20 protein-coding genes and 1 pseudogene are annotated in these 21,389 nt (G+C 72.8%); 16 read left to right on the top strand and 5 right to left on the bottom strand.

The window, feature by feature from the left end:
* The first annotated feature begins 174 nt into the window (after positions 1-174).
* From ACFU5F_RS34260 to ACFU5F_RS34235, 6 genes are all read left to right on the top strand, one after another.
* Positions 175-690: an SRPBCC family protein gene (locus ACFU5F_RS34260; RefSeq protein ID WP_383895945.1), complete on the top strand. Its 516-nt coding sequence runs from the start codon at positions 175-177 to the stop codon at positions 688-690.
* The gene (locus ACFU5F_RS34255; RefSeq protein ID WP_383895943.1) at positions 683-2,326 is read left to right on the top strand and encodes a phytoene desaturase family protein; all 1,644 of its coding nucleotides are present in this window, start codon (positions 683-685) and stop codon (positions 2,324-2,326) included. Before ACFU5F_RS34260 ends, ACFU5F_RS34255 begins: the two co-directional genes overlap by 8 nt.
* Positions 2,323-3,201 (top strand): SDR family oxidoreductase, encoded by an 879-nt coding sequence (locus ACFU5F_RS34250; RefSeq protein WP_383895940.1) that lies wholly within the window; start codon positions 2,323-2,325, stop codon positions 3,199-3,201. The genes ACFU5F_RS34255 and ACFU5F_RS34250 overlap by 4 nt, the downstream gene beginning before the upstream one ends.
* Positions 3,202-3,333: 132 nt before the next feature.
* Complete coding sequence (locus ACFU5F_RS34245; protein WP_383895937.1) at positions 3,334-3,768, top strand: hypothetical protein; 435 nt, start codon at positions 3,334-3,336, stop codon at positions 3,766-3,768.
* Complete coding sequence (locus ACFU5F_RS34240; RefSeq protein ID WP_383895934.1) at positions 3,765-4,013, top strand: hypothetical protein; 249 nt, start codon at positions 3,765-3,767, stop codon at positions 4,011-4,013. The genes ACFU5F_RS34245 and ACFU5F_RS34240 overlap by 4 nt, the downstream gene beginning before the upstream one ends.
* 28 nt (positions 4,014-4,041) lie before the next feature.
* Complete coding sequence (locus ACFU5F_RS34235; protein WP_383895932.1) at positions 4,042-4,941, top strand: hypothetical protein; 900 nt, start codon at positions 4,042-4,044, stop codon at positions 4,939-4,941.
* 438 nt (positions 4,942-5,379) lie between these two features.
* Here the strand turns inward: ACFU5F_RS34235 and ACFU5F_RS34230 are convergent, their stop codons facing one another.
* Complete coding sequence (locus ACFU5F_RS34230) at positions 5,380-6,228, bottom strand: SDR family oxidoreductase (RefSeq protein ID WP_383895930.1); 849 nt, start codon at positions 6,226-6,228, stop codon at positions 5,380-5,382.
* 150 nt (positions 6,229-6,378) lie between these two features.
* Between ACFU5F_RS34230 and ACFU5F_RS34225 the strand changes: the two genes are divergently transcribed.
* From ACFU5F_RS34225 to ACFU5F_RS34210, 4 genes are all read left to right on the top strand, one after another.
* The gene (locus tag ACFU5F_RS34225; RefSeq protein ID WP_383895927.1) at positions 6,379-6,819 is read left to right on the top strand and encodes an RrF2 family transcriptional regulator; all 441 of its coding nucleotides are present in this window, start codon (positions 6,379-6,381) and stop codon (positions 6,817-6,819) included.
* A gap of 119 nt (positions 6,820-6,938) precedes the next feature.
* Positions 6,939-8,153: a globin domain-containing protein gene (locus ACFU5F_RS34220; RefSeq protein ID WP_383895924.1), complete on the top strand. Its 1,215-nt coding sequence runs from the start codon at positions 6,939-6,941 to the stop codon at positions 8,151-8,153.
* Between the two features lie 84 nt (positions 8,154-8,237).
* The gene (locus ACFU5F_RS34215; protein ID WP_383895922.1) at positions 8,238-8,723 is read left to right on the top strand and encodes a group III truncated hemoglobin; all 486 of its coding nucleotides are present in this window, start codon (positions 8,238-8,240) and stop codon (positions 8,721-8,723) included.
* A 187-nt stretch (positions 8,724-8,910) separates the two neighbouring features.
* Complete coding sequence (locus ACFU5F_RS34210; protein WP_383895986.1) at positions 8,911-9,825, top strand: UTP--glucose-1-phosphate uridylyltransferase; 915 nt, start codon at positions 8,911-8,913, stop codon at positions 9,823-9,825.
* Positions 9,826-9,880: 55 nt separating this feature from the next.
* Here the strand turns inward: ACFU5F_RS34210 and ACFU5F_RS34205 are convergent, their stop codons facing one another.
* The gene (locus ACFU5F_RS34205) at positions 9,881-10,696 is read right to left on the bottom strand and encodes a hypothetical protein (protein WP_383895919.1); all 816 of its coding nucleotides are present in this window, start codon (positions 10,694-10,696) and stop codon (positions 9,881-9,883) included.
* A gap of 193 nt (positions 10,697-10,889) precedes the next feature.
* On the opposite strand from ACFU5F_RS34205, the gene ACFU5F_RS34200 reads away from it, so the two are divergent.
* Together ACFU5F_RS34200 and ACFU5F_RS34195 are read left to right on the top strand one after the other, a co-directional pair.
* Positions 10,890-11,927: a glycoside hydrolase family 5 protein gene (locus ACFU5F_RS34200; RefSeq protein WP_383895917.1), complete on the top strand. Its 1,038-nt coding sequence runs from the start codon at positions 10,890-10,892 to the stop codon at positions 11,925-11,927.
* A gap of 93 nt (positions 11,928-12,020) precedes the next feature.
* Positions 12,021-12,728 (top strand): cytochrome b, encoded by a 708-nt coding sequence (locus ACFU5F_RS34195; protein ID WP_383895914.1) that lies wholly within the window; start codon positions 12,021-12,023, stop codon positions 12,726-12,728.
* Here the strand turns inward: ACFU5F_RS34195 and ACFU5F_RS34190 are convergent.
* A complete protein-coding gene (locus ACFU5F_RS34190; RefSeq protein ID WP_383895911.1) occupies positions 12,623-14,221 on the bottom strand; it encodes an AMP-binding protein in 1,599 nt (532 codons plus the stop codon). The genes ACFU5F_RS34195 and ACFU5F_RS34190 overlap by 106 nt on opposite strands.
* Positions 14,222-14,808: 587 nt before the next feature.
* On the opposite strand from ACFU5F_RS34190, the gene ACFU5F_RS34185 reads away from it, so the two are divergent.
* Together ACFU5F_RS34185 and ACFU5F_RS34180 are read left to right on the top strand one after the other, a co-directional pair.
* On the top strand, positions 14,809-16,071 hold the full coding sequence (locus tag ACFU5F_RS34185) for a DUF2993 domain-containing protein (RefSeq protein WP_383895909.1): 1,263 nt from the start codon (positions 14,809-14,811) through the stop codon (positions 16,069-16,071).
* A 135-nt stretch (positions 16,072-16,206) separates the two neighbouring features.
* Complete coding sequence (locus ACFU5F_RS34180) at positions 16,207-17,250, top strand: glycoside hydrolase family 5 protein (protein ID WP_383895906.1); 1,044 nt, start codon at positions 16,207-16,209, stop codon at positions 17,248-17,250.
* Between the two features lie 87 nt (positions 17,251-17,337).
* Here ACFU5F_RS34180 and ACFU5F_RS34175 read toward each other — a convergent pair whose 3' ends face one another.
* Both ACFU5F_RS34175 and ACFU5F_RS34170 read right to left on the bottom strand, forming a co-directional pair.
* Positions 17,338-17,997 (bottom strand): response regulator, encoded by a 660-nt coding sequence (locus tag ACFU5F_RS34175; RefSeq protein ID WP_383895904.1) that lies wholly within the window; start codon positions 17,995-17,997, stop codon positions 17,338-17,340.
* Between the two features lie 308 nt (positions 17,998-18,305).
* A pseudogene (locus ACFU5F_RS34170) lies at positions 18,306-19,247 on the bottom strand (HAMP domain-containing sensor histidine kinase); the annotation flags it as partial.
* A gap of 377 nt (positions 19,248-19,624) precedes the next feature.
* Between ACFU5F_RS34170 and ACFU5F_RS34165 the strand changes: the two are divergent.
* The gene (locus tag ACFU5F_RS34165; protein ID WP_383895901.1) at positions 19,625-20,095 is read left to right on the top strand and encodes a cation:proton antiporter regulatory subunit; all 471 of its coding nucleotides are present in this window, start codon (positions 19,625-19,627) and stop codon (positions 20,093-20,095) included.
* 7 nt (positions 20,096-20,102) lie between these two features.
* A partial coding sequence (locus tag ACFU5F_RS34160) for a cation:proton antiporter (RefSeq protein ID WP_383895899.1) occupies positions 20,103-21,389 on the top strand: 1,287 nt, incomplete at its 3' end.

The following is a 21,389-nucleotide window of genomic DNA, read 5'->3' as shown; positions in this document are numbered from 1 at the left end:
CGGGGCAGGGCTTGATTCAATTCCTCGAGTGTCCGGGTGTTGATGGTGCCCAGGATGGCGAGTGATCGCTCGGGATCGTGGCGGGTGATGTTCCCGCCCCCCGTCCGGCCGGTGTGGATCTCATCGGGCCGGGCACTCGGCCCTCGACCGGGGTGGACCGGCTGGAGGTGTGTCATGGCGGTACGGCATCGTCTGATCAAGGTGAGTCCGCAGGTCGTGTGGGCCGTCCTCGCGGACGGCACCCGGTACGCGGAGTGGGTGGTGGGGACGTCGTCCTCCGAGCCGGTGCGCGGCCTGTGGCCACAGGTGGGCTCGGCGATCGAGTACGAGGTCCGGGTGGGCCCGCTGCGACTGTGCAACGAGACCGTGGTCCGGTACTGCGACGAAGGCTCCGAGCTGGGTCTGGAGGCGCGGGCCGGGGCGCTGGGGACGGCGCGGATCTCCTTCCGGCTCCGACCCTGGGGACCGTACTGCCTGGTCATCGTGGACGAACACCCGCTGCAGGGCGTGGGCGGAGCGCTCCACAACGTGGGCGTGGAGGCGCTGATCCAGCTCCGGCACCGCGCGATGCTCGCCCGGCTCGCCGGTCTCTGCGAGGCGCGGGCCGAGGACGGCGCCGAGGCCGAGCGGCCCACGAAGCTCCACGGGCGGCGCAGGGCCGCGGGCCACGGCACCGGCGGCCATGCCTGACGCGGTGGTGATCGGAGCCGGCCCCAACGGGCTGGTGGCCGCCAACCTGCTCGCCGACGCCGGATGGAGCGTGGAGGTCCTGGAGGAACAGCCCGCGCCCGGCGGCGCGGTGCGCCACGACAGGGGCGTGGACCCCGACTTCGTGAGCGACCTCTTCAGTTCCTTCTACCCCCTCGCCGCCGCCTCCTCGGTACTGGCACGGCTCGGCCTGGACGAGCACGGCCTGCGCTGGAGCCATGCCCCGCACGTCCTGGCCCATCCGCTCGGCGACGGCAGGTGCGCGGTCCTGTCCCGGGACATCGACACCACCGCCGCCTCCCTAGACGCCTTCCACCCGGGCGACGGGGACGCCTGGAGGCGCCTGCACAGGACCTGGGAGGACCTCGGACCCGACATCGTCGACGCGCTGTTCACCCCCTTCCCGCCGGTACGCGCCACCGCCCGCCTCGCCGTCAGGCTGAGGGCGGCCGGCGGCCTGCGGATGGCCCGCACCCTGGTCGCGCCGGTCCGCCGCATGGGGGACGAGGAGTTCCGGGGCGAGGGCGGCAAGCTGCTGCTGGCCGGGAACGCCCTGCACGCCGACCTCGCGCCGGAGGCCGCGGGCAGCGGCGGATACGGCTGGCTGCTGTGCATGCTCGGCCAGACGTACGGCTTCCCCGTGCCGGCCGGAGGCTCGGGCGCCCTTACGGCGGCCCTCGTCAGCCGGCTGCGGGCGCGTGGCGGGACCGTGCGCTGCGGCCGGCGGGTCAGCCGGGTCCTGGTGCGCGGCGGCCGGGCCGCCGGGGTGCTCACCTCCGACGGCGAGAAGGTGGCCGCGCGCCGCGCGGTACTGGCGGACGTCTCCGCGCCGGCCCTGTACGGCGAACTCGTCGACGCGGAACACCTCCCGCCGCAGCTGATGGCCGACGTACGGCGCTTCCAGTGGGACTTCGCCACGTTCAAGGTCGACTGGGCCTGTGACGGTCCCGTGCCCTGGCTCGCCGAGGCGGCGGCGCGGGCGGGAACGGTCCACCTCGCCGACGGCGTCGACGAACTCACCCGCTGCGCCGCCCAGATCGCCATGGGGCAGGTGCCCGACCGGCCCTTCGCCCTGTTCGGCCAGATGACGACCGCGGATCCCTCCCGCTCTCCCCGGGGCACCGAAGCCGCCTGGGCCTATACCCATGTGCCGCACGTCATCAAGTCCGACGCGGGCGAGGAGGGGCTGACGGGCAGCTGGAACAGCACGGAGCAGGAGGTGATGGCCGACCGCGTCGAACGTCAGGTGGAGCGGTTCGCGCCGGGGTTCCGCGCGCGTATCCGCGCCCGGCGGGTGCTGGCCCCGCCCACCCTCCAGGCGCTCGACCGCAATCTGCACGGCGGAGCCATCAACGGCGGCACCGCGGCACTGCACCAGCAGCTGTTCTTCCGCCCCGCCCCCGGCACCGGCCGCCCCGAGACCCCCGTGGACGGCCTCTACCTCGCCTCCGCCTCCGCCCACCCGGGCGGCGGGGTGCACGGCGCCCCCGGCGCCAATGCCGCCCGCGCGGCACTGCGCCGGCGTCGGCTGCCCGGGCTCACCCGCGCCCAGCGCGTCCTCGCCCACCGCGACCGAACCGGGCGCGCACAGGCCCGGTCGGGAAGGGAGCAGCCGTGAAGGACAGCCCGCTGATGGACCGTACCGTCGTGGTGACCGGAGCGGCCCGCGGCATCGGAGCGGCACTGGCGGACGCGCTCGCCCGGCGAGGCGCCCGGCTGGCCCTCCTCGACCACGACGAACCGGCGCTGAGGGCGACCGCCGCCGCCCTGCCCGGCACGGCACTGGCGATCCCCACCGACGTCTGCGACGGCACCGCCCTCGACGCCGCGGCCGAAGCAGTCCGGGCCCGCCTGGGACCGCCCTCGGTCGTCGTGGCGAACGCGGCTGTCGCCGAGGGCGGCCCCTTCGCCCGGTCGGACCCCGACACCTGGCGGCGAGTGATCGACGTCAACCTGATCGGCAGCGCACAGACCGCCCGCGCCTTCCTGCCGGACCTCGTGCGGACCGCCGGCTACCACCTGCAGATCGCCTCACTGGCCTCGATCGGCGCCGCCCCGATGATGAGCGCGTACTGCGCCTCCAAGTCCGGCGTCGAGGCCTTCGCCCACACCCTGCGCGCCGAGACGGCCCAGCACGGGGTGGCCGTGGGCATCGCCTACCTCGGCTGGACGGACACCGAGCTGATCCGCGACGCCGACCACTACGTGACCCTGCGCGAGCTGCGCGCCCACATGCCGCCCCCGGCCCGGCGCGTCCAGCCCACCGCGACCGTGGCCGCCCGCCTCACCGACGCGGTGGAACGGCGGCGGACCGCCGTCTACGTCCCCCGGTGGCTGCGCCTGATTCAGCTGACCCGGGCCGCGATCCCGCCCGTCGTCCTGCGCGCGACCCGCCGCACCCTCCCCCGCATCGAAGCGGAGCAGCCCCTCCACCCGACCGGCCTGCTCGGCCCGGGCGGCCGCGCCAACGGCACCACCCGCGCGGGCGTCTGAAGAGGCCGCCGGAACCACTCCGCACACACCTTCGCGTCCACCCGCCGGGCCGCACGCGCGATGACCATACGTGACCATTCAGATACTCTGCGGAAACGGCGACATGACGGAAGCCCGGGCGAGGAGGCGCGTATGGACGCGGGCAGGCGGCGGTTTCCCGGCAGGTGGAGGGCGGTGGCGGCGGGAGTCGCCACGCCACTCGTCCTGTCACGGCACCCGCTCCGGGAGAGTCGGGCCCGACCGGGCAGCGGCGCCGACGCGGACACCTCGGCGGGGCCGCAGCGCGTCACCGGCGCCGAGGGTCACGCCGGTGACCGTACCGGCCACGAGCGGTTCATGCGGCTCGCCGTCTCGCAGGCCCGAAGGAACCCCGCATGGCCGTTCGGCGCGGTGATCGTCGGCACCCGTACCGGCCGGGTCCTGGGGAGCGGGGTCGACACCGGTGCGGACAGTCCACGGCTGCACGGCGAGGTGGTCGCCATGAACGACTACGTACGCCGGCACGGCAACCGGGGCTGGGCCGCCACGACCCTCTCCACCACGGGGAACCCTGCTCGATGTGCATGAGCGCGCCGTCCCGGGCGAACGTGCGACGCGTCGTGCGGGCCGGCTCGAGCGACGAGATCCGCCGCACCGGCATCGCCCAGATCGCCCTGTCCGCCCCCGAGGTGGCCGCTGCCGCGCGGTCCTTCTCCACCCCGGAGCTGCTCCTGGGCGGCGTCCTGGCCGACCGTACGAACCGTCTCTTCCAGGAGGCCCGGCGGCTGCGCGAGGCGCGTCCCGCCGCCCCCTCCGGTGACCGTGGCGCGTAGGGCCGGGCGGGGCGGCGGGGGCCACGGCGTGGAGCAGGCGCTCGACGAGCTCTACGCCACGCCACCCCCGTCGTTCGTCTCCCGCCGCGAGGAACTGGCGGCCGAGGCCAGGGCCGACGGACGCGTGGAGGAGGCGCGTCGGATCCGCGCAGCGCGGCGCCCCTCGCTCGCCGCCTGGACGGCCAATCTGCTGCTGCGCTCGGAGCCCGAGGAGAGCCGGCGGTTCCTGGAGCTGGGGCGGGCGTTGCGCGAGGCCTACCAGGGTATGGACTCCGCCGGGATCAAGGAGCTGTCCGAGCAGCGCCGGAGCATCGTCGCCGCCATGTCCCAGCAGGCCGCCGGGCTGGCCGCCGAGGCCGGTCACAGGCTGTCGGAGCCGGTGCGGCGGGAGGTCGAGGCAACCCTGCGCGCCGTGCTCGCCGACCAGGAGGCAGCCGAGCGGTGGGCCACCGGGCGTCTGGAGAGCGCCCTCACCCCGCCGACCGACTTCCCCGGCCGTACCGCAGCGACCGCGCCGGCCGCCGCGTCCCGCGAACCCGCCCGCTCGACGGCCGCGACGGCTTCTCCGCGCTCCCGCGCGAAGGACGAGGTCGCCGAGCGGCGTCGCCAGAAGCAGGAACGGCTCGGCCGGGCCCGTGAGGCGGCCCGGGCCGCCGACCGGCAGGTGCGTGACCTGCGTGCCGCCCGGAAGGACGCCGAGGCGGTACTGGAACGGGCTCGTGAACGGCACGACCGGGCGGAGAGCGACGTGTCCGACGCCGAGCGGCGGCTGGGTCAGGCGCGAGAGGAACGCGAGCGCGCGGACCACGAGCGGCAGCAGGCGGAGAAGGAGTGCACGGCGGCGGCCGAGGCCGTGTCCCGGGCCGAGCGGGCAGCCCGCGAGGCCGCCCGGGAGGTGAAACGGCTGTCCGGGCGGTCCACCGGCTAGGTGTATTGATCACGAGCGTTGTTCGATGCGTGCTCTCGGCGTGCCGGGCCGAAGACCTCGTACTGGACGTACGTGGGCTTTCGCCCGGTGCGGCGAGAGGCCGTGCCGGGCGTCGCGACGCCGCGGAGATCCGTCAGAAGGGCCCTGGCGCGGACGGGCCTTCGGCAGGACGGGGCCTGCGGACGCCTCCGGCGGGACGGAGCCTGTGAGAGCGGCAGTCGGCGGACCGCTCCGTCGACATTCCGGGCAGGTGGGATGCGGTGCGCGGGGCACCGGCCGGGCAGGCCGGTGAGCCTGCCCGGCGCGGAACACCGCAGCCGTGGCATCGTGGCCGACGGGTGCGCGGTCCTCGTCCGGGGCCGATGGTCGCGGGCCCCTGCCAGAAGGAGCCCGCGCCCACCGCCGGGTGCCGTGCCGCCCCGCCGCACGCCCGTCACGTCATGCCGACGCCGGTGCCCGGAACACGTCCGCGTGCCGCGCGGCCCACTGGGCGAAGGTACGGGCGGGGTTGCCGGTGACCTTCTCCACCGTGTCGACGACCGTCCGGCCCACCTCGGGGGTGTTTCCGTACGCCTCGACCAGGAAGCCGATCACGTCGTCGGGGTGGCCCGCCGCCCGCCACTGCGCCACGGCCTGTTCCTCGGTGAGTTCGGTCAGGGCGATCTCCCGGCCCCGGGCGGCGGCGATCGCGTCCACCTTGTCGCCGACGGTCAGCAGCTCGGGACCGGTGATCACGTACTCCTGGCCGGCGTGGCCCTTCTCGGTGAGGGCCACCGCGGCGACGGCGCCGATGTCGCCTTCGTGGACCATGGCGCTCAGCCGGGAGACGAAGGGCTCGCGGACCTCGTCCGAGGCCACGATCCCGTCCGCCCACTCCAGGGCGTTCGCCATGAACTCGACCGGCATGAGCACCGTCCAGTCCACCCCGTCGTCGGCACGCACCGCGTCCTCCAGCGGGGTGGGTCCGCCGCCGTGCAGCACGGTGATCCGGCGTACGCCCGCCGCGCGAGCCAGTTGGAGGATCCTCGGGCCGGTCTCCAGCGGAGCGAAGTAGGCGCCGCCGAAGGTGATCAGGTGGAGGCCGGTGACGCCGTCCAGGGCCGGGACCAGGCTGTCCGGTTCGGCCAGGTCGCCCTGGACGACCTCGACCTCGGCGGGGAGGGCAGCCCTGGACGCGTCCCGGGTGAGGGCGCGTACCGCGTGGCCGCGGGCCAGGAGTTCGGTGACGACCTGACGGCCGACGGTACCGGTGGCGCCGGTGACAAGAATTCTCTGCGTCTGTGTCATGACACGACCGTAGGGAGCCTTGCGGTCAACTTCGTTCCGCAAGGCGCGCGTTGGGGTCTGCGACGCCGGGCGGAACCGAACGCGGCCGACGAGACGCACACCACTCCTCTCAAATAGGTATCTGAGATGCAATATTGCTAGGCTGCCGCCGTGAGGCTGACCCGATACACGGATCTCGCACTGCGGGCAGTGATGCGCCTGGCCGTCGTGGACGGCGAGGAGTTGTTGACCACCCGGCAGATCGCCGACTCCATGAACGTCCCCTACACCCACATGGCGAAGGCGATCGCCCAGCTGCAGCACCTCGGGGTGATCGAGGCGCGGCGCGGACGCAACGGCGGGCTGACACTCACCGACGCGGGCCGCGACACCCCCGTCGGCAGCCTGGTCAGGACACTGGAGGGAGACCGGGAAGCCGTGGTGTGCGAGGGCGACACCCCCTGCCCCCTGTCCGGCGCCTGCCGGCTGCGGCGGGCACTGCGTGAGGCACAGGAGGCGTTCTACTCCTCGCTCGACGGGGTGACCGTCGGCGATCTGGTGGCCTCACCGACGGGGCCGGTACTGCTGGCACTGGGCGCCCCACCGGGATGACCGACCGGAGTCCCCGTTCACCTCGCTCGGCCACGATCGACCGCGATCACCGGGCGACACGTGCGGCCAAAAATGCGCATCCCATGTACCAATTCAATTCAACTCCGACCAGTCCAGGAGTGAGTCTGACGCTTTCCGCGCAGTCGACCCCCGTCGTCCGGGCGACACTTCCCGTGGTGGGGGCCTCCCTGACCACCATCACGGAGTTGTTCTACCGGCGGATGTTCGAGGAGCGTCCGGAACTGCTGCGGCATCTGTTCAACCGGACCAACCAGGCCACCGGCGCCCAGCGCGAGGCACTGGCCGGCTCGGTGGCGGCCTTCGCCACCCTGCTCGTCGAGCGGCCCGGCGAACGCCCGGACGCCGTCCTCGCACGCATCGCCCACAAGCACGTCTCGCTCGGCATCACCGCCGACCAGTACCCGCTGGTCGGGCGCCACTTGCTCGGCGCGGTGGCCGAGGTCCTCGGGGACGCCGTCACGCCCGAGGTCGGCGCCGCCTGGGACGAGGTCTACTGGTTGATGGCGAACGCCCTGATCGCCGTCGAGGCACGGCTGTACGCGGAGGCCGGCGTGGCGGACGGAGACGTGTGGCGGCGCATGGAGGTCGCCGAGCGGCAGCAGGAGTCCCCCGAGGCCGTCTCCTTGGTCCTGCGCAGGACCGACGGCCGCCCCACTGTGCCGTTCCGCCCCGGCCAGTACGTCAGCGTCCGCGTGGAACTGCCCGACGGCGCCCGTCAGATCCGCCAGTACAGCCTCTCCACCGCGCCCGATCACAAGACCTGGCGCATCACCGTCAAGCGCGAGAGGTCCGCCGACGGTTCGGTGCCCGACGGCGAGGTCTCGTCGTGGCTGCACGCCCATGCCGAGGTGGGCGACCTGCTGGACGTGTCGCTGCCGGCCGGTGACCTCGTTCTGCCCGAGGACGACACGCCTCTCTTCCTCGCCTCCGCAGGCATCGGCATCACCCCCATGCTGTCGATGCTCGACCATCTCGCGCTCACCTCCGCCACGCGCCCGGTCACCGTCGTCCACGCCGACCGCACCCCCCTCGACCACGTCCACCGTGACGAGCAGGCGGACCTCGTCAGCCGTCTGGCCGACGCCGACCTGCATCTGTGGTACGAGAACGACGCCCATCTCTCCCCCGGCACCCACGTCGCGGCCGGCCGCGCCACGCTCGACCACCTCACGCTGCCCGCCGACACCACCGCCTACCTCTGCGGACCGCTGCCCTTCATGCGCCTGGTGCGCGGCGAGCTGCTGGCCAAGGGACTGCACCCGTCGGCCGTCCACTACGAGGTGTTCGGCCCCGACCTCTGGCTCGGCGAATAGGCACGCCCACACCACGGGGACCCCTCGCGCGCGACGGGAGCCGGCGGCGCCGGTCGCGGCCGTACCCACCCTCGGAGGAACCGCATGACACACGACGACGGCCGACGGCGGCCGCCCGACGGCCCGGAGCGGCTGCCCGACATCCGCGACCGTGAGGACGTGGAGCGCCTGGTGCGGGCGTTCTACGACCAGGTCCTCGGCGACCCGCTGATCGGGCGGCGCTTCACGGAGGTGGCCCGCATCGACCTGGCCACCCATCTGCCCGTGATGGCCGACTTCTGGGAGAGCGTCCTGCTCACTCCGGGTGTGTACCGCCGCAACGCCCTCCGGGCCCACCGCGACCTGCACACCAGGAGTCCGCTGCGGGCCGAGCACTTCGACCGCTGGCTGGAGTTGTGGACCGTCACCGTACGCGCGCGCCACGCCGGACCGGTGGCCGACCGGGCGGTCGCCAGGGCGCAGGTCGTGGCCAGGGCACTGCTGCACCACACGGCCGGCGACGGACGCCCCCGTACGGTTCGCGGCCCGGTCCCCGTCGACATCGAGGGCGCCGTCGGACCTCCGAGGTGAGGCAGCGGTCTCTCCCGAGGCCGGGCGCGCCCGCAGGCACGGGCGGACGCCGGCACCCGTGCCTGCCGTACGGGCGCGTGGCGCCCGTGAAGTGCCTGGGTAGGCTTTCACCGGGGTCGCGCACCGTGTGTGCGGCCGGGTCCTCGTGCCAACCGGTACGGTGTGCCGCTCGACCGAGAGAGACATGATGTCCCCGACGATCCGCAGGGCTGTGATCCCGGCCGCCGGCCTCGGCTCCCGCCTGCTGCCGCTGACGAAGGCGACGCCCAAGGAGATGCTCCCGGTCGGCGACAAGCCGGTCATCGAGCACACGGTCCGCGAGCTGGTCGACTCCGGCATCACCGACATCACCATCGTCGTATCCGGCGGCAAGAGCCTCATCCAGGACCACTTCCGTCCCAACCCCGCCCTGGTCGAGCAACTGCGCGAGGACGGCAAGACCGCCTACGCGGACGCGGTGGAGGAGGTCGCGGAGCTGGCCCGGCGCGGCCACATCACCTACCTCGACCAGTACGGCCCGTACGGCAACGGCACCCCGGTCCTCAACGCCGCCCGGGCCTTCGGCGACGAGCCGGTGCTGGTGCTCTGGCCCGACGACGTCTTCGTGGCCGAGACCCCCCGTGCCCAGCAGCTGATCCGCGCCTATGAACAGACCGGCTGTCCGGTGCTGGCCCTCCTGCCGATGGACCCCACCGAGTCCCAGCGTTACGGCGTCCCCATAGTCAAGGAGGACCTGGGCGACGGTCAGCTGCGCATCACCGGGCTGGTCGAGAAGCCCGAGCCCGCCGCCGCGCCCTCCGCGTACGCGGCCATCGGCGGCTACGTCGTCACCCCGGGCATCATCGACGAACTGCGCGAGCAGACCCGCCGCTGGTACGAGCACCGCACCGGCGAGGTCTACCTCACCGACGCCATCAACGCCTATGCCGCCACCCGCGCGGTGTACGGGCAGGTCATCAAGGGCCGCTGGTACGACACCGGCAACCCCGCCGACTACCTGGTCGCCCAGATGGCCTTCGCTCTCTCCCATCCGGAGTACGGACCCCTCCTGCGCGGCCTGGTCGACGGCCTCGACGCCGGCCCGGACCAGGGCCCTAGCTAGGCCCTGTCGGGGTGTTGCCCGCCGGGGGCCCGGCGGCTCGCCGCGCCTGCCCGTGTCAGCGGATTCGGCCGCCCTCCGAGACCAGCCAAGCGCCGGTCTCCCAGTCGGACGGGCCGCCTTCCGTGCGGTAGGAGAGGTCGAATCTGAGGTCCAGGCCGGGCCAGGGGCTGTGGACCGGTACGACGCGGAAGACGTCCGCGAGTTCGGGGAACGTCCTCCCCTCGGGCTCGGGAAACAGCCGCTCCAGTTGCGGGCGGGTCAGGTCGGTCCGGAGCGCGAACTGCCATTGCGGCCGTGTCAGCCACTGGTCGTAGACCAGTTCGAACCGTGGCTCGCGACCGACGACGACGTCCCGTATGTCGTCGACGAACTCGTCCGCCGTCGACGGAAGGACGAACGGCCAGTCCTCGCCGGTGGGATACCGGTACATGGTGGCCGTCGAGGCGAGCGCGCCCACGAGATCGTGCCACTGCCCGGGCGGGGTGGCACAGGCGGGCACGTTCACACCCGTGTGATCGATACCTCGTACGTGCCCGGCGACGCGGCGGACGAGGTCCGCCGGCCCGACCTCGGCCGGCAGCACCCGGGGCTCGCTCGCCTCGTCGGCGGCCCCGACGCCGATGGACCGGCCCGCACCGAGCGCGACTTCGGGCGCGGGCACGTCGGCCACCTCGAAGGCCGTGACGGGACGGGCACCGGCCGGACGCGGCGGGGTGAGAGACAGGCGGTCACCCACCCTGTCGGCCGTGCGCGCGGACCGAGTGCAGTCGGCGTACGCCACGTCGGCGAACAGGGTGCGCAGTTCGTCCAGGAAACGGTGCGATTCCGGTGCGTCGGGCAACAGGAAGGTGATCTCGGCCAGGCGATCCATGCGCTCGACCGTAGCCGAATTCACGTTCCTGCCGGACGCGATCCGCGGAGGGCGGTCCTGTCGGGTCTCTTGCAAAGGTCCGGACCAACTGGTAATTCCCTTTCTGTTAGGAAACTTTCCTACCAGTTCTGCCACCCGACCGACCGATCGCGACCGTTTCGATCGGTTCCCCCACCGACCGCAGGAGTCCCCCATGAGACCGGCACGACATGCTCCGCTCGTCGCCGTGCTGCTCCTTCTCGGCCTCGTCCTGACCCCGAGCACCGCACAGGCCGGCCCCGCCGCCCCGAGGGCGGCAGCCACCCCCGTCGCCGCCAACGGGCAGCTCAAGGTGTGCGGCACCAAGCTCTGCAACCAGCACGGAAAAACGATCCAGCTCCGCGGGATGAGCACACACGGCCTGCAGTGGTACAGCCAGTGCGTCACCAACGGCTCGCTCGACGCCCTCGCCACCGACTGGCGCGCGGACGTCCTGCGTGTCTCCATGTACGTCCAGGAGGGCGGTTACGAGACCGATCCGCGCCGATTCACCGACCTGGTCCACGCCACCATCGAACAGGCCACGGCACGCGGCATGTACGCCATCGTCGACTGGCACATGCTCGACCCCGGCGACCCGCACCAGAACCTCGCCCGCGCCAGGACCTTCTTCTCGGAGATCGCCCAGCGCCACCGCGACAAGAACAACGTGCTCTACGAGATCGCGAACGAGCCCAGCGGCGTGAGCTGGTCCCGCGTCAAGAGCTATGCCGAGCAGCTCATCCCCGTCATCAGGGCCAAGGACCCGAACACCCCCATCCTGGTCGGCACCCGTGGCTGGTCCTCGCTCGGCGTGTCGGACGGCGCGAACGAGTCCGAGGTGGTCGCCAACCCGGTGAACGCGGCCGACATCATGTACACCTTCCACTTCTACGCCTCCTCGCACCGCGACGAGTACCTGCGGACTCTCTCCCGCGCGGCCGACCGCATACCGGTCTTCGTCACGGAGTTCGGCACCCAGAACTACGCGGGTGAGGGCGCGAACGACTTCGCCATGTCCCAGCGCTACCTCGATCTGATGGCGGCCAAGAAGATCAGCTGGGTCAACTGGAACTTCTCCGACGACGAACGCTCCGGCGCCGTCTTCAAGCAGGGCACCTGCGCCGGCAACGGACCGTGGACCGGCACCTCCTCCCTCAAGCCCGCGGGCGTCTGGATCCGCGAACGCGTCAGGACACCGGACGACTTCTGAGTCGCGCCGAAGACGGAACGGGAGCCGGCCTCACATCACGGGCCGGCTCCCACCGTGTCGGGAGGGGCGGAGCCGGACCCGTGAGGCACTTTGGTGGAATGTCCACTCGTCCGCGCAACGGTCCGCACGGCTACGGGCTCGTCACCAGAACGCTCCACTGGGTCGTGTTCGCGGCCATCGCCGTGCAGTTCGCCGTGGGTTACCTGCTCGACGTCGACGACGGGGGCGTGGACGAGGACGAAGACGAGGACGAGGACGGGGACGCGGCGACGGCTCGGGCGACGGACGGGCCGCGGCAGGGGCGGGGAGGAGGGGCACGAGCCCTTCGGCGACGACGCGCTGCTGACCGTGCACGTGACGCTGGGCGTGACCGTGCTCCTGCTCGGCGCCGCCCGTCTCGCCTGGCGGCTCGCCACTCCCCTGCCCCCGTGGGCGCCGACCCTCACGGCGAGGGAACGACGGTTCGCGCACGGCACCGAGACCACCCTGTACGCGGCCACGTTCGCCGTCCCGGTCACCGGGATCGCCCTGCTCGTCCCGGTGACGACCTGCTCGCCCTCCACATCGCCGCCCAGGCCGTCCTCTACACCGCCTTCGCCGCGCACGTCGCCCTGGTGCTCAAGCACCAGCTGTCCGACCGCGACCGGCTGCTGCGCCGCATGCTGTGACGGGCGGGACCACCTCCTGAAGCGGCGTCAGTTCTCCTCGTCGAGCAGTCGCCTGACGCCGGTCCTGTCCAGCTTCCCGGAGGCGTTCCTCGGGACGGCCGGCACGATGGTCAGGTGCTGGGGCAGTTTGTAGCGGGCCAGCGTCTCCTCCGCGTACGCGTGGACGGCCTCCAGGGTGATGTCCGCCGTGCCGTCCACGCTCATGACGGCCTGCACGCTCTCGCCCCACTCCTCGTCGGGGACGCCGACGACCGCGACGTCGACCACGCCCGGCATGGGGGCCAGCGCCCGCTCGACCTCCGCCGGATAGACGTTCTCCCCACCGCTGATGATCATGTCCTTGAGCCGGTCGACGATGTAGAGGCAGCCGTCCTCGTCGAGGTGGCCGATGTCACCGGAGTGGAACCAGCCGGCGTCGTCGAAGGCCGCCCGGTTGGCCTCGGGGTCGTTCCAGTAGCCGGGGGTGACGTTGGGCCCGCGGACGACGATCTCACCGGGCTCGCCCGGCTTCAGCGGTGTGTTGGTCACGATGTCGACGACCCTGACCTCGGTGTACGGCATGGGGATACCGGCGGAGCCGAGCTTGTCCCGGGTCCGCTCGGCCGGCAGATGGGTGGCGAAGGGCGCGGTCTCGGTCAGGCCCCACGCCTGCTGGAGCAGGACTCCGTGGTCGGCGTACAGCTCGATGAGCGCGGGCGGCACCGGGGCGCCCGCGACCACGACCGACCGCAGACGGCTCAGGTCCCGGTCGAACAGACCGGGCTCCCTGGCCAGGGCCGCAAACATCTGGGGGACGGCGAACATGGAGTTGACCCGGTGGGTGACCAGGTCGTCGCGGCAGGTCCCCGGGTCGAAGCCGCGTCTGACGACCACGGTGCCCCCGCGCACGAGGGTGCGGAGCACGAAGCTGTTCAGGGTGCCGATGTGGAACAGCGGAGCGGCGGCGTAGGTGACGTCGCCGCGCCGGGTGTCGAGGCGGAGGTCCACGTTCACCGCGTTCCAGAAGATGTTGCCGTGGGTCAGGACGACGCCCTTCGGTGTTCCCGTGGTGCCGGAGGTGAACATGAGGATCGCGGGGTCGTCGGCGTACTTGGCGGCGACGGAGGAGGCGGGTACGGCGGCGGCGAGCAGGGGCGCCCAGGGCTCCCATCCCGGCGCGGCGCCCGCCGGCACCTCGGGGTCGTCGTCCACCAGGAGGAAGCGCGTGAGGGGGGTGCGGTCGCGTACGGCGTCGACGCTCTGCCGGTGGCCCTCCTCGCAGACGAGGGCGGTGGCGCCGCTGCGGACGAGGACGGCTTCCAACTCGGCTGTCGCCAGGCGGAAGTTGACCGGCACGTAGACGGCACCCAGCCGGTGGGCGGCCAGCAGTACGACGACGAAGGAGGAGCTGTTGAGGCCGAGATAGGCGACCCGGTCGCCGTCGCCGACGCCGCCGTCGGCCAGGACGGTGGCCAGACGGGCGGCCCTGTCGTCGAGTTCGGCGTAGGTGAGGTCACCGCCCGCGTAGCGGACGACGACGGAATCGCCCTGGTGGCGGGCGTTGTACGCGACCGCCGCGGCCGGATTGAGGTCGACCCGCAGGCCCGAGTTGTGGGGGTGCGGTCTCATCGCTTCAGGGGTGGTCACGAGCGGCTCCTCGTCGAGCGTCGGGGGGCGGGGCACCGCGGGTGGGCGCCCGTCGGCGGCACCGGCGAATCCGCGTCCGCGTCACGGGGCGCCGGCGCGCTTCCCGGCGCGCGCCGCCGGGAAGGGGCGGCCCGCCGGAGCTCCGGGCCCCGCGGATCGGTGTTCATGCCGCCGCAGGCTACGCCCGTCGGCCCGACCCGCGGCGCGGGTTCGCGGGCGAGTTGGCACATCGGGTCCAGGTGGGTGTCACGAACAGCCGCGCGCCCGACCCGCCGGCCGGCCGGCCGCGGGCCGATCGCCCGCTCGGGGCCGACCGACCGGGGCGGCGACCTGCTCGTCCCGGCATCCTGAGCCCCGCCCCCTGTGCCCTGCCGCTGGTGACGGATGCGCCCAGGGTGGGACCCTGATCCGGACCTCGGGTCGATGTCCTCGACGTTCGTCCCGGGAGCCGGCCGGCCCCACTTCCTCCCGCAGCGGTGGGCGTCCTGCGGCGGGCCCGTGCCGGCGCCGCGTCGCGATCGTGAACTACATCGCATACACGGGGTTCGAGTTGCGGGCAGGGGTGGTGCACATGTTCGGATGAGGCGATGCGCTCCCCCCACCGCACAGATCAGCACGAACCGGCCCCCGATCACGGCGACGCGCCCCGCAACCCGTACGACGAACTCGCCGCCCTCGACGACGGCCCGCTGGAAGTGACCTCGCTGGAGGACTTCTTCGACGCGGACACGGCCGAGCGGGCCACCGGGGAGGGGGACGAGCGGGAGCCGGAGTGGACACCGCCCGTCCACCGTCGTGGCGGCCGGCGGCGGCGCGGACGAGGGCGTCTGTCCGGGCTGCCCCTCGTGGTGAAGGCGGTGGCGGGTGTGGCCGTCCTCGCTTCCTTCGTGGTCCTCGCCGACCGCTGGGCCGTGCTGTACGCCGAACACCGGGCCGCCGACGCCCTGGAGGACCGCCTCGACCTGGCCGCGGCTCCCGAGGTGGAGATCGGCGGGTTCCCCTTCCTCACCCAACTCGTGGACAAGCGGCTGGACTCGGTCCGCGTGACGGTGCCCGACGTGGCGGCCGACCGGGTGTCGCTGGCGAAGGTGTCGGCCACGGCGCACGACGTACGGCTGGACGCCGAGGGCCTCACCTCCGTGCGCGGAGCCCGCGTCCCGCGGCTGGACGGCGACGTACTGCTGTCGTTCGCCGACCTCAATCGTGAACTCGGCGCGTCCCAGGTCACGTTCACCGGCGAGGGCCGCGACCGGGTCCGGGCGCGGGGCACCCTGCCGGTGGCCGGACGAGATCTGCGGCTGCGCGCCGAGGCCACGATCCAGCGGGACGGGGAGCGGGGCATCGCCACCCGGATCGGCGGTATGCGCCTGGACATCGGGGACCTGGCGACCTACCGCCCCGGCACGGGCCCCTCGGACGGCCTGCACCTGACGCCCGGGGCGGCGGCCGACCTCGCCCGGGAGACCCGCAGGGCGAAGGCACTGCTGTCGGTACCGGCGATCGCGAAGCGGCTGGGGCTGTCCGACGCGGCCGCGCGCGCGGTCCTGGGCGACGACGGCGAACTCGCCGCACTCACCGGCTCCCCGAGGTTCGCGCGCGAGGCCCGCAACCTCAACCTCATCGACCTGGCGCTGGACAACCCCGCCGTACTGCGCGACCTGGGCCTCGACCCGGACCTCCTGGACGCCCTGTCCCGGCTCACCCGGCCGGTCCTCGCCGACCGGCTGTCCCTGTCCTTCGAACTGCCGGAGCCGGAGCACGGGAGCATGCGGCTGCGGGACGTCCGCGTGGAGAAGGACGGCATCCGGGTGCGGCTCACGGGGTCGCAACTGGCCGTGGGCGGCTCCTAGTTCTGCGTTCTTGATGAAATTTGGTGTGCAGATGTGTTGACCTCTGTTCGAGATCTCTTCTACTTTGCGGGAGTTACAGAGCCGCCGACCTGCACCTGAAGGTTTCGCGGACGCAACTGCCCAGAAAGGGACCCGGTGCCACTCAAGAACCATCGCGGGACAGCCTGCCTCGCGGCGTCGCTGGCCGGCGTCACGGCGTTCGCTGGACTCGTCGCCTCCCCCGCGTCCGCCGCTCCCGCAGCCGCCGCCTCCCGCCACGCCTCGCCGCCGCCCGTCAGCGACTTCCGCGGCGTCAACTGGGCCGACCCGCGTGACAACTACGCCGACGACGCGGTCGTACCCTCGGGCCTGTCCACCACGGACAGCTATGCCACGACCTACGCCAAATCCAGGGCCATCATCAAGGGGTTCTCCAAGCTCGGCGCCAACACGGTCCGCCTCCCGGTCAACCCCACCTCCGTGAACGGCCCCTTCTGGAAGTCGTACCGGGCCGCGATCGACGCCGCCACCGCCAAGGGGTTCAAGGTCATCCTGGGCTACTGGGAGGCCGACAACGCCAAGGACGGCAAGATCGACGACCAGGCCACCTGGGACCGGATGTGGCGGCGGATCACCTCCGCCTACGGCCACAACGGCAAGGTGTACTTCGAGCCGATGAACGAGCCCTTCGGCTACACCTCCCAGGAGTGGCGCGACGTGGCCGCCCGCTGGCTGGCCCAGCACCGCTCCGTCCCCCGCGACCGGGTGCTCATCGGCGGCTACAAGTACAGCGAGGACGTCAAGCCGGTCTGTGCCGACAAGCGGCTCGACGGCACCCGGATCGCCCTGCACAACTACGGCTTCTGGCACACCGACTGGACCAGCGTCGACCAGTGGAAGGCGGACTTCAAGGAGCGCATCGGCACCTGCGCCTCGCGCACGATCCTCGACGAGTTCGGCGCCTCCATGACGACCGGCCTGGACTACAACGGCCCGGTCAACGGATCCAACGAGGTCGCCTACATCCAGGCCGCCACCGACATCATCCGGGAGCTGCGCCTCGGCTCGGTCTACTGGCCCGGCCTGCGCAACGGTGACACCTACTCCCTGACCACCCTCCAGGGCACGGGCACCCGCCTCAGCCTGAAGGTCAACAACCAGAGCGGGCTCGACCGTCTGCACTGGGCGTGGAAGAAGTAGCGGCGGCACGACGGCCCCGCTGATCCCCGTCCGGGCCAGGGTGCTCCCAAGCGCCCCGGCCCGGACTTCCACTTCCCGCGCCGAGGATCAGGGTTCGGTCAGACCCGTGCGAATGGCGTAGCGCGTGAGGTCGAGGCGGTCGCGCAGGCCCAGTTTGTGGAGCAGGTTGGCCCGGTGCCGTTCGACGGTCTTGACGCTGATGACCAGGACGCGGGCGATCTCCCGGGAACTGTGGCCCTCGGCGACGAGCTTGAGGATCTCCTCCTCCCGCTCGGTGATGGGGCGTTCGGGGAGCCGGTCGCCGGTGCGGGCGCGGTCGAGGTAGGTGCGGATGAGGGTGGTCTCGGTCCCGGGGTAGATGAAGGGCTCGTCGCGCAGGGCGGCCCGGCAGGCCTCGACGAGATCACGGTCGGCGACGGACTTGGGGACGTAACCGGAGGCGCCCGCTCTGAGGGCCTCGAAGAAGTACTGCTCGTTGTCGTACATCGTCAGCATCAGGGTGCGCGTCTCGGGCCGCAGCCGGGCCAGTTCACGGGCGGCCTGCAGCCCGGTCCGGTGGGGCATGGCGATGTCCAGGACGGCCAGGTCGATGTCCCCCTCGCGGGCCCGCGCGACCGCTTCGATGCCGTCGGCCGCCTCGGCCACGACGGTCAGGTCCGGCTGGGCGTCGAGGATGAGACGCACCCCCTGGCGTACGAGGGCGTGGTCGTCGGCGAGGAGGATGCGCGCCGGGGCCGGCCGGGTCAACGTGCGGTCTCCCGGAGGCGGTCGGCCGGGCACGGCGAGTCACCCGGAGGTATGACATGCGGGGGCCGCGTGCTCGGGGGCGGAGCGCTCGGGGGCGAGTCGCCCGCTCGTGGGTCGTACGGCGGTGCCGTCCTCTTGGCCCGTCTCCCGCCCGGCGTGCTGCCATCGCTCGTGCTGCCGACGCCTGTGGCGACCGCGCACGTGCGGCCGTCAGCCGCGGAGTCACCGGTCTCGGTCCCGAGGTCCGTGGAGCCACTCGCCGCGGGCCGGAACGCCGCGGAGCCGCCCGCCGTGGGCCGGCCGCTCTTGGGCCCGCCGGTCGTGACGTACAGGGCCGTCTCCGTGCCGCCGTCCGGGCCGGGGCCGATGCGCAGGTCGGCTCCGATGAGGAGGGCCCGTTCACGCATACCGCTGATGCCGGCGCCTTCCGGCGCGAGGCCGATGCCCCGGCCGTCGTCCCGTACCAGCAGGGCCGTGCGGGCGCCGGGCAGGGCGCGCAGATGGACCTCCGCGCGGGTGGCGCCGGCGTGCCGGGCGGTGTTGGTCAGGCTCTCCTGGGCGATGCGGTAGAGGACCAGTTCGGTGTCCGGGTCCAGGCGGGGCTGGCCCGCAGTGATGTGGACGGTGACCCGCAGGCCCGGGGTGGTGAACTCGGCGGTCAGGGCGCGCAGGGCGCTGTGCAGGCCGAGTTCCTCCAGGACGCCGGGGCGCAGTCGGCGGGCGATGCGGCGGATCTCCTCCAGACCCGCGCGGGTGGTCTCCTGGGCCTGGCGCAGGTCGGTGCCGATGCTCCGCGGGGCGAGGTCGGCGGTGTGTCCGAGCTGGAGCAGCACGGCGGTCAGGGTCTGCCCGACCTCGTCGTGGAGTTCGCGGGCCACACGCCGGCGCTCGGCCTCCTGCGCGGAGAGGGCACGCCGCGAACTGGTGGCGCGTTCGGCTTCGAGCCGGGCGAGCATGGCGTTGAAGGTGCGGGTGAGTTCGGCGATCTCGGCGGGCCCCGTGGCGGTCGTACGGCTGCCCGGCCGCAGCAGGTCGGCGGTGGCCATGGCCCGGGTCAGCCGGCCGAGGGGGGACAGACCGACGCGCAGCAGAACGGCGTTCGTGATCAACATCACCGCCAGTCCGGCGAGCAGTACCAGGGCCTCTCCGAACAGAACGGGGGTGGACACGGTGACCGGGCCGAGCAGCAGCAGGACGGCGACCATCAGCACGGCCGCGTTGGAGAGGAAGATCCGCCAGTACAGCGACATGATCCTCTGCTCCCTTCGCGGTGACCTGCTCCCCCCACTGTCCCTCACCCGCCCGGAACGCCCCCGCTCAGGGTCCCCAAGCGCTTCACCCCGCCGTACTCGGGCCGGTGACGGGCCCGTCGCCCCGAGCGCGATGGGCCGACGACGGGCCCGTCGCCCCGAGCGCGATGGGCCGACGACGGACAGACGGCCCCGCACCACCCTCTCCGCCACCGGGCGGCCCTGTCCATCCGTGGTGACACCCATATGCCCGGCCTCTTCGCGGATGGCACCATGAGCCCTCGTCACGCCCGGCCGACCCGTTCGACGCGGGGCGGACGCGGTACCGCTGTCGCAGAGTTCTACGAGAAGGGGGAGGGGTTGTGCCTGCCGGCCGGATGAGCACCACACCCTTGCCGGGGATCGGTGTCCAGTACGACCTGACCACCCGGGAGCACCGGCACCTGTCGGTGATCGCGCACCGCGACGGCACCCGGACGGTGAACGTCTACCGGGCCGACGACCCGGACGCCTGCGCCCAGGCCCTGCATCTCACCGAACCGGAGACCGCCCTGCTGATGGACGCGCTCGCGCCCGGTCACCACAGTCCCCATCTGCTGTCCACGACCGATCTGGGACTGGTGGCGGAGCGGATCGAGCTGGCGTCGACGTCGTACTGGAACGGAAGGGTCCTCGGCGACACCCGGATGCGGACCGAGACGGGCGCCTCCCTCGTGGCCGTGCTGCGGCGGGCGCAGGCGATCCCCTCCCCCACCCCGGACTTCCGGCTCGCGGGCGGGGACACACTCATCGTGATCGGCACCCGCGAGGGTGTGGAGTCGGCCGCCGCGATACTCGGGCGGGAGTGAACCGACCATGCACCTCGCCGCACACCTTCCCGCCCAGCCGGTCGTGCACCTCGCCGCGCAGTCGGAGTCGGGCGCGCACTCCTCCGCCGTCTTCCTGATCGAGTTCGGTGCGATCATCCTCGGACTCGGGCTGCTGGGGCGTCTCGCCGGGCGTCTGCGGTTCTCCCCCATACCGCTGTATCTGCTGGCCGGACTGGCCTTCGGGGAGGGCGGGCTGCTGCCGCTGGGGACCAGTGAGGAGTTCGTCGCGATCGGCGCCGAGATCGGCGTGATCCTGCTGCTGCTCATGCTCGGCCTGGAGTACACCGCCAGCGACCTCGTCTCCAACCTCAAGACCCAGTACCCCGCCGGGCTCGTCGACGCCTGCCTCAACGCCCTGCCCGGGGCCGCCATGGCCCTCCTCCTCGGCTGGGGGCCCGTGGCCGCCGTCGTCCTGGCCGGCGTCACCTGGATCTCCTCCTCCGGCGTCATCGCCAAGGTGCTCGGCGACCTCGGACGCCTCGGCAACCGGGAGACCCCGGTCATCCTCAGCATCCTGGTCCTGGAAGACCTCTCCATGGCCGTCTACCTGCCGATCCTCACGGCGCTGGTCGCCGGCACGAGCCTCGCCGCCGGCAGTGCCACGCTGGCGATCGCCCTCTCGGTCGCCGGGCTCGTCCTCCTCGTCGCCGTCCGCTACGGGCGGCACATCTCCCGCTTCGTCTCCAGTGACGACCCCGAGAAGCTGCTGCTCGTCGTACTCGGTCTGACGCTGCTGGTCGCCGGAGTCGCCCAGCAACTGCAGGTGTCGGCCGCCGTCGGCGCGTTCCTCGTGGGCATCGCGCTCTCCGGTGAGGTCGCCGAGGGCGCGCACGGTCTGCTCGCGCCGCTGCGGGACCTGTTCGCGGCCGTGTTCTTCGTCTTCTTCGGCCTGCACACCGACCCCGCCAGCATCCCGCCGGTGCTTCTGCCCGCGCTGGCGCTGGCCGTCGTCACCGCGGCCACGAAGATCGCCACCGGCCACTGGGCGGCGAAGCGGGCGGGCGTGGGGACGAAGGGCCGCTGGCGGGCGGGCGGCACACTGGTCGCCCGCGGCGAGTTCTCCATCGTGATCGCCGGCCTCGCCGTCACCGCCGGCATCGAACCCTCGCTCGGCCCGCTGGCCACCGCCTACGTCCTCATCCTGGTCGTCCTCGGCCCGCTCACCGCGCGCTACACCGAGCCGGCCGCCGCCTGGTTCCTCCGGCGCCGCACCCCGCGCCCGCAGGCCGCCGAGCGCCTCACCGCACCGGCGCCCGCGAGCGTCGACCGCGCG

This window comes from Streptomyces sp. NPDC057438, assembly GCF_042802995.1.
Taxonomy (GTDB): Bacteria; Actinomycetota; Actinomycetes; order Streptomycetales; family Streptomycetaceae; genus Streptomyces.
Note: the sequence above shows the minus strand (reverse complement) of the source record. Positions and strands in the feature narration are given on the sequence as shown.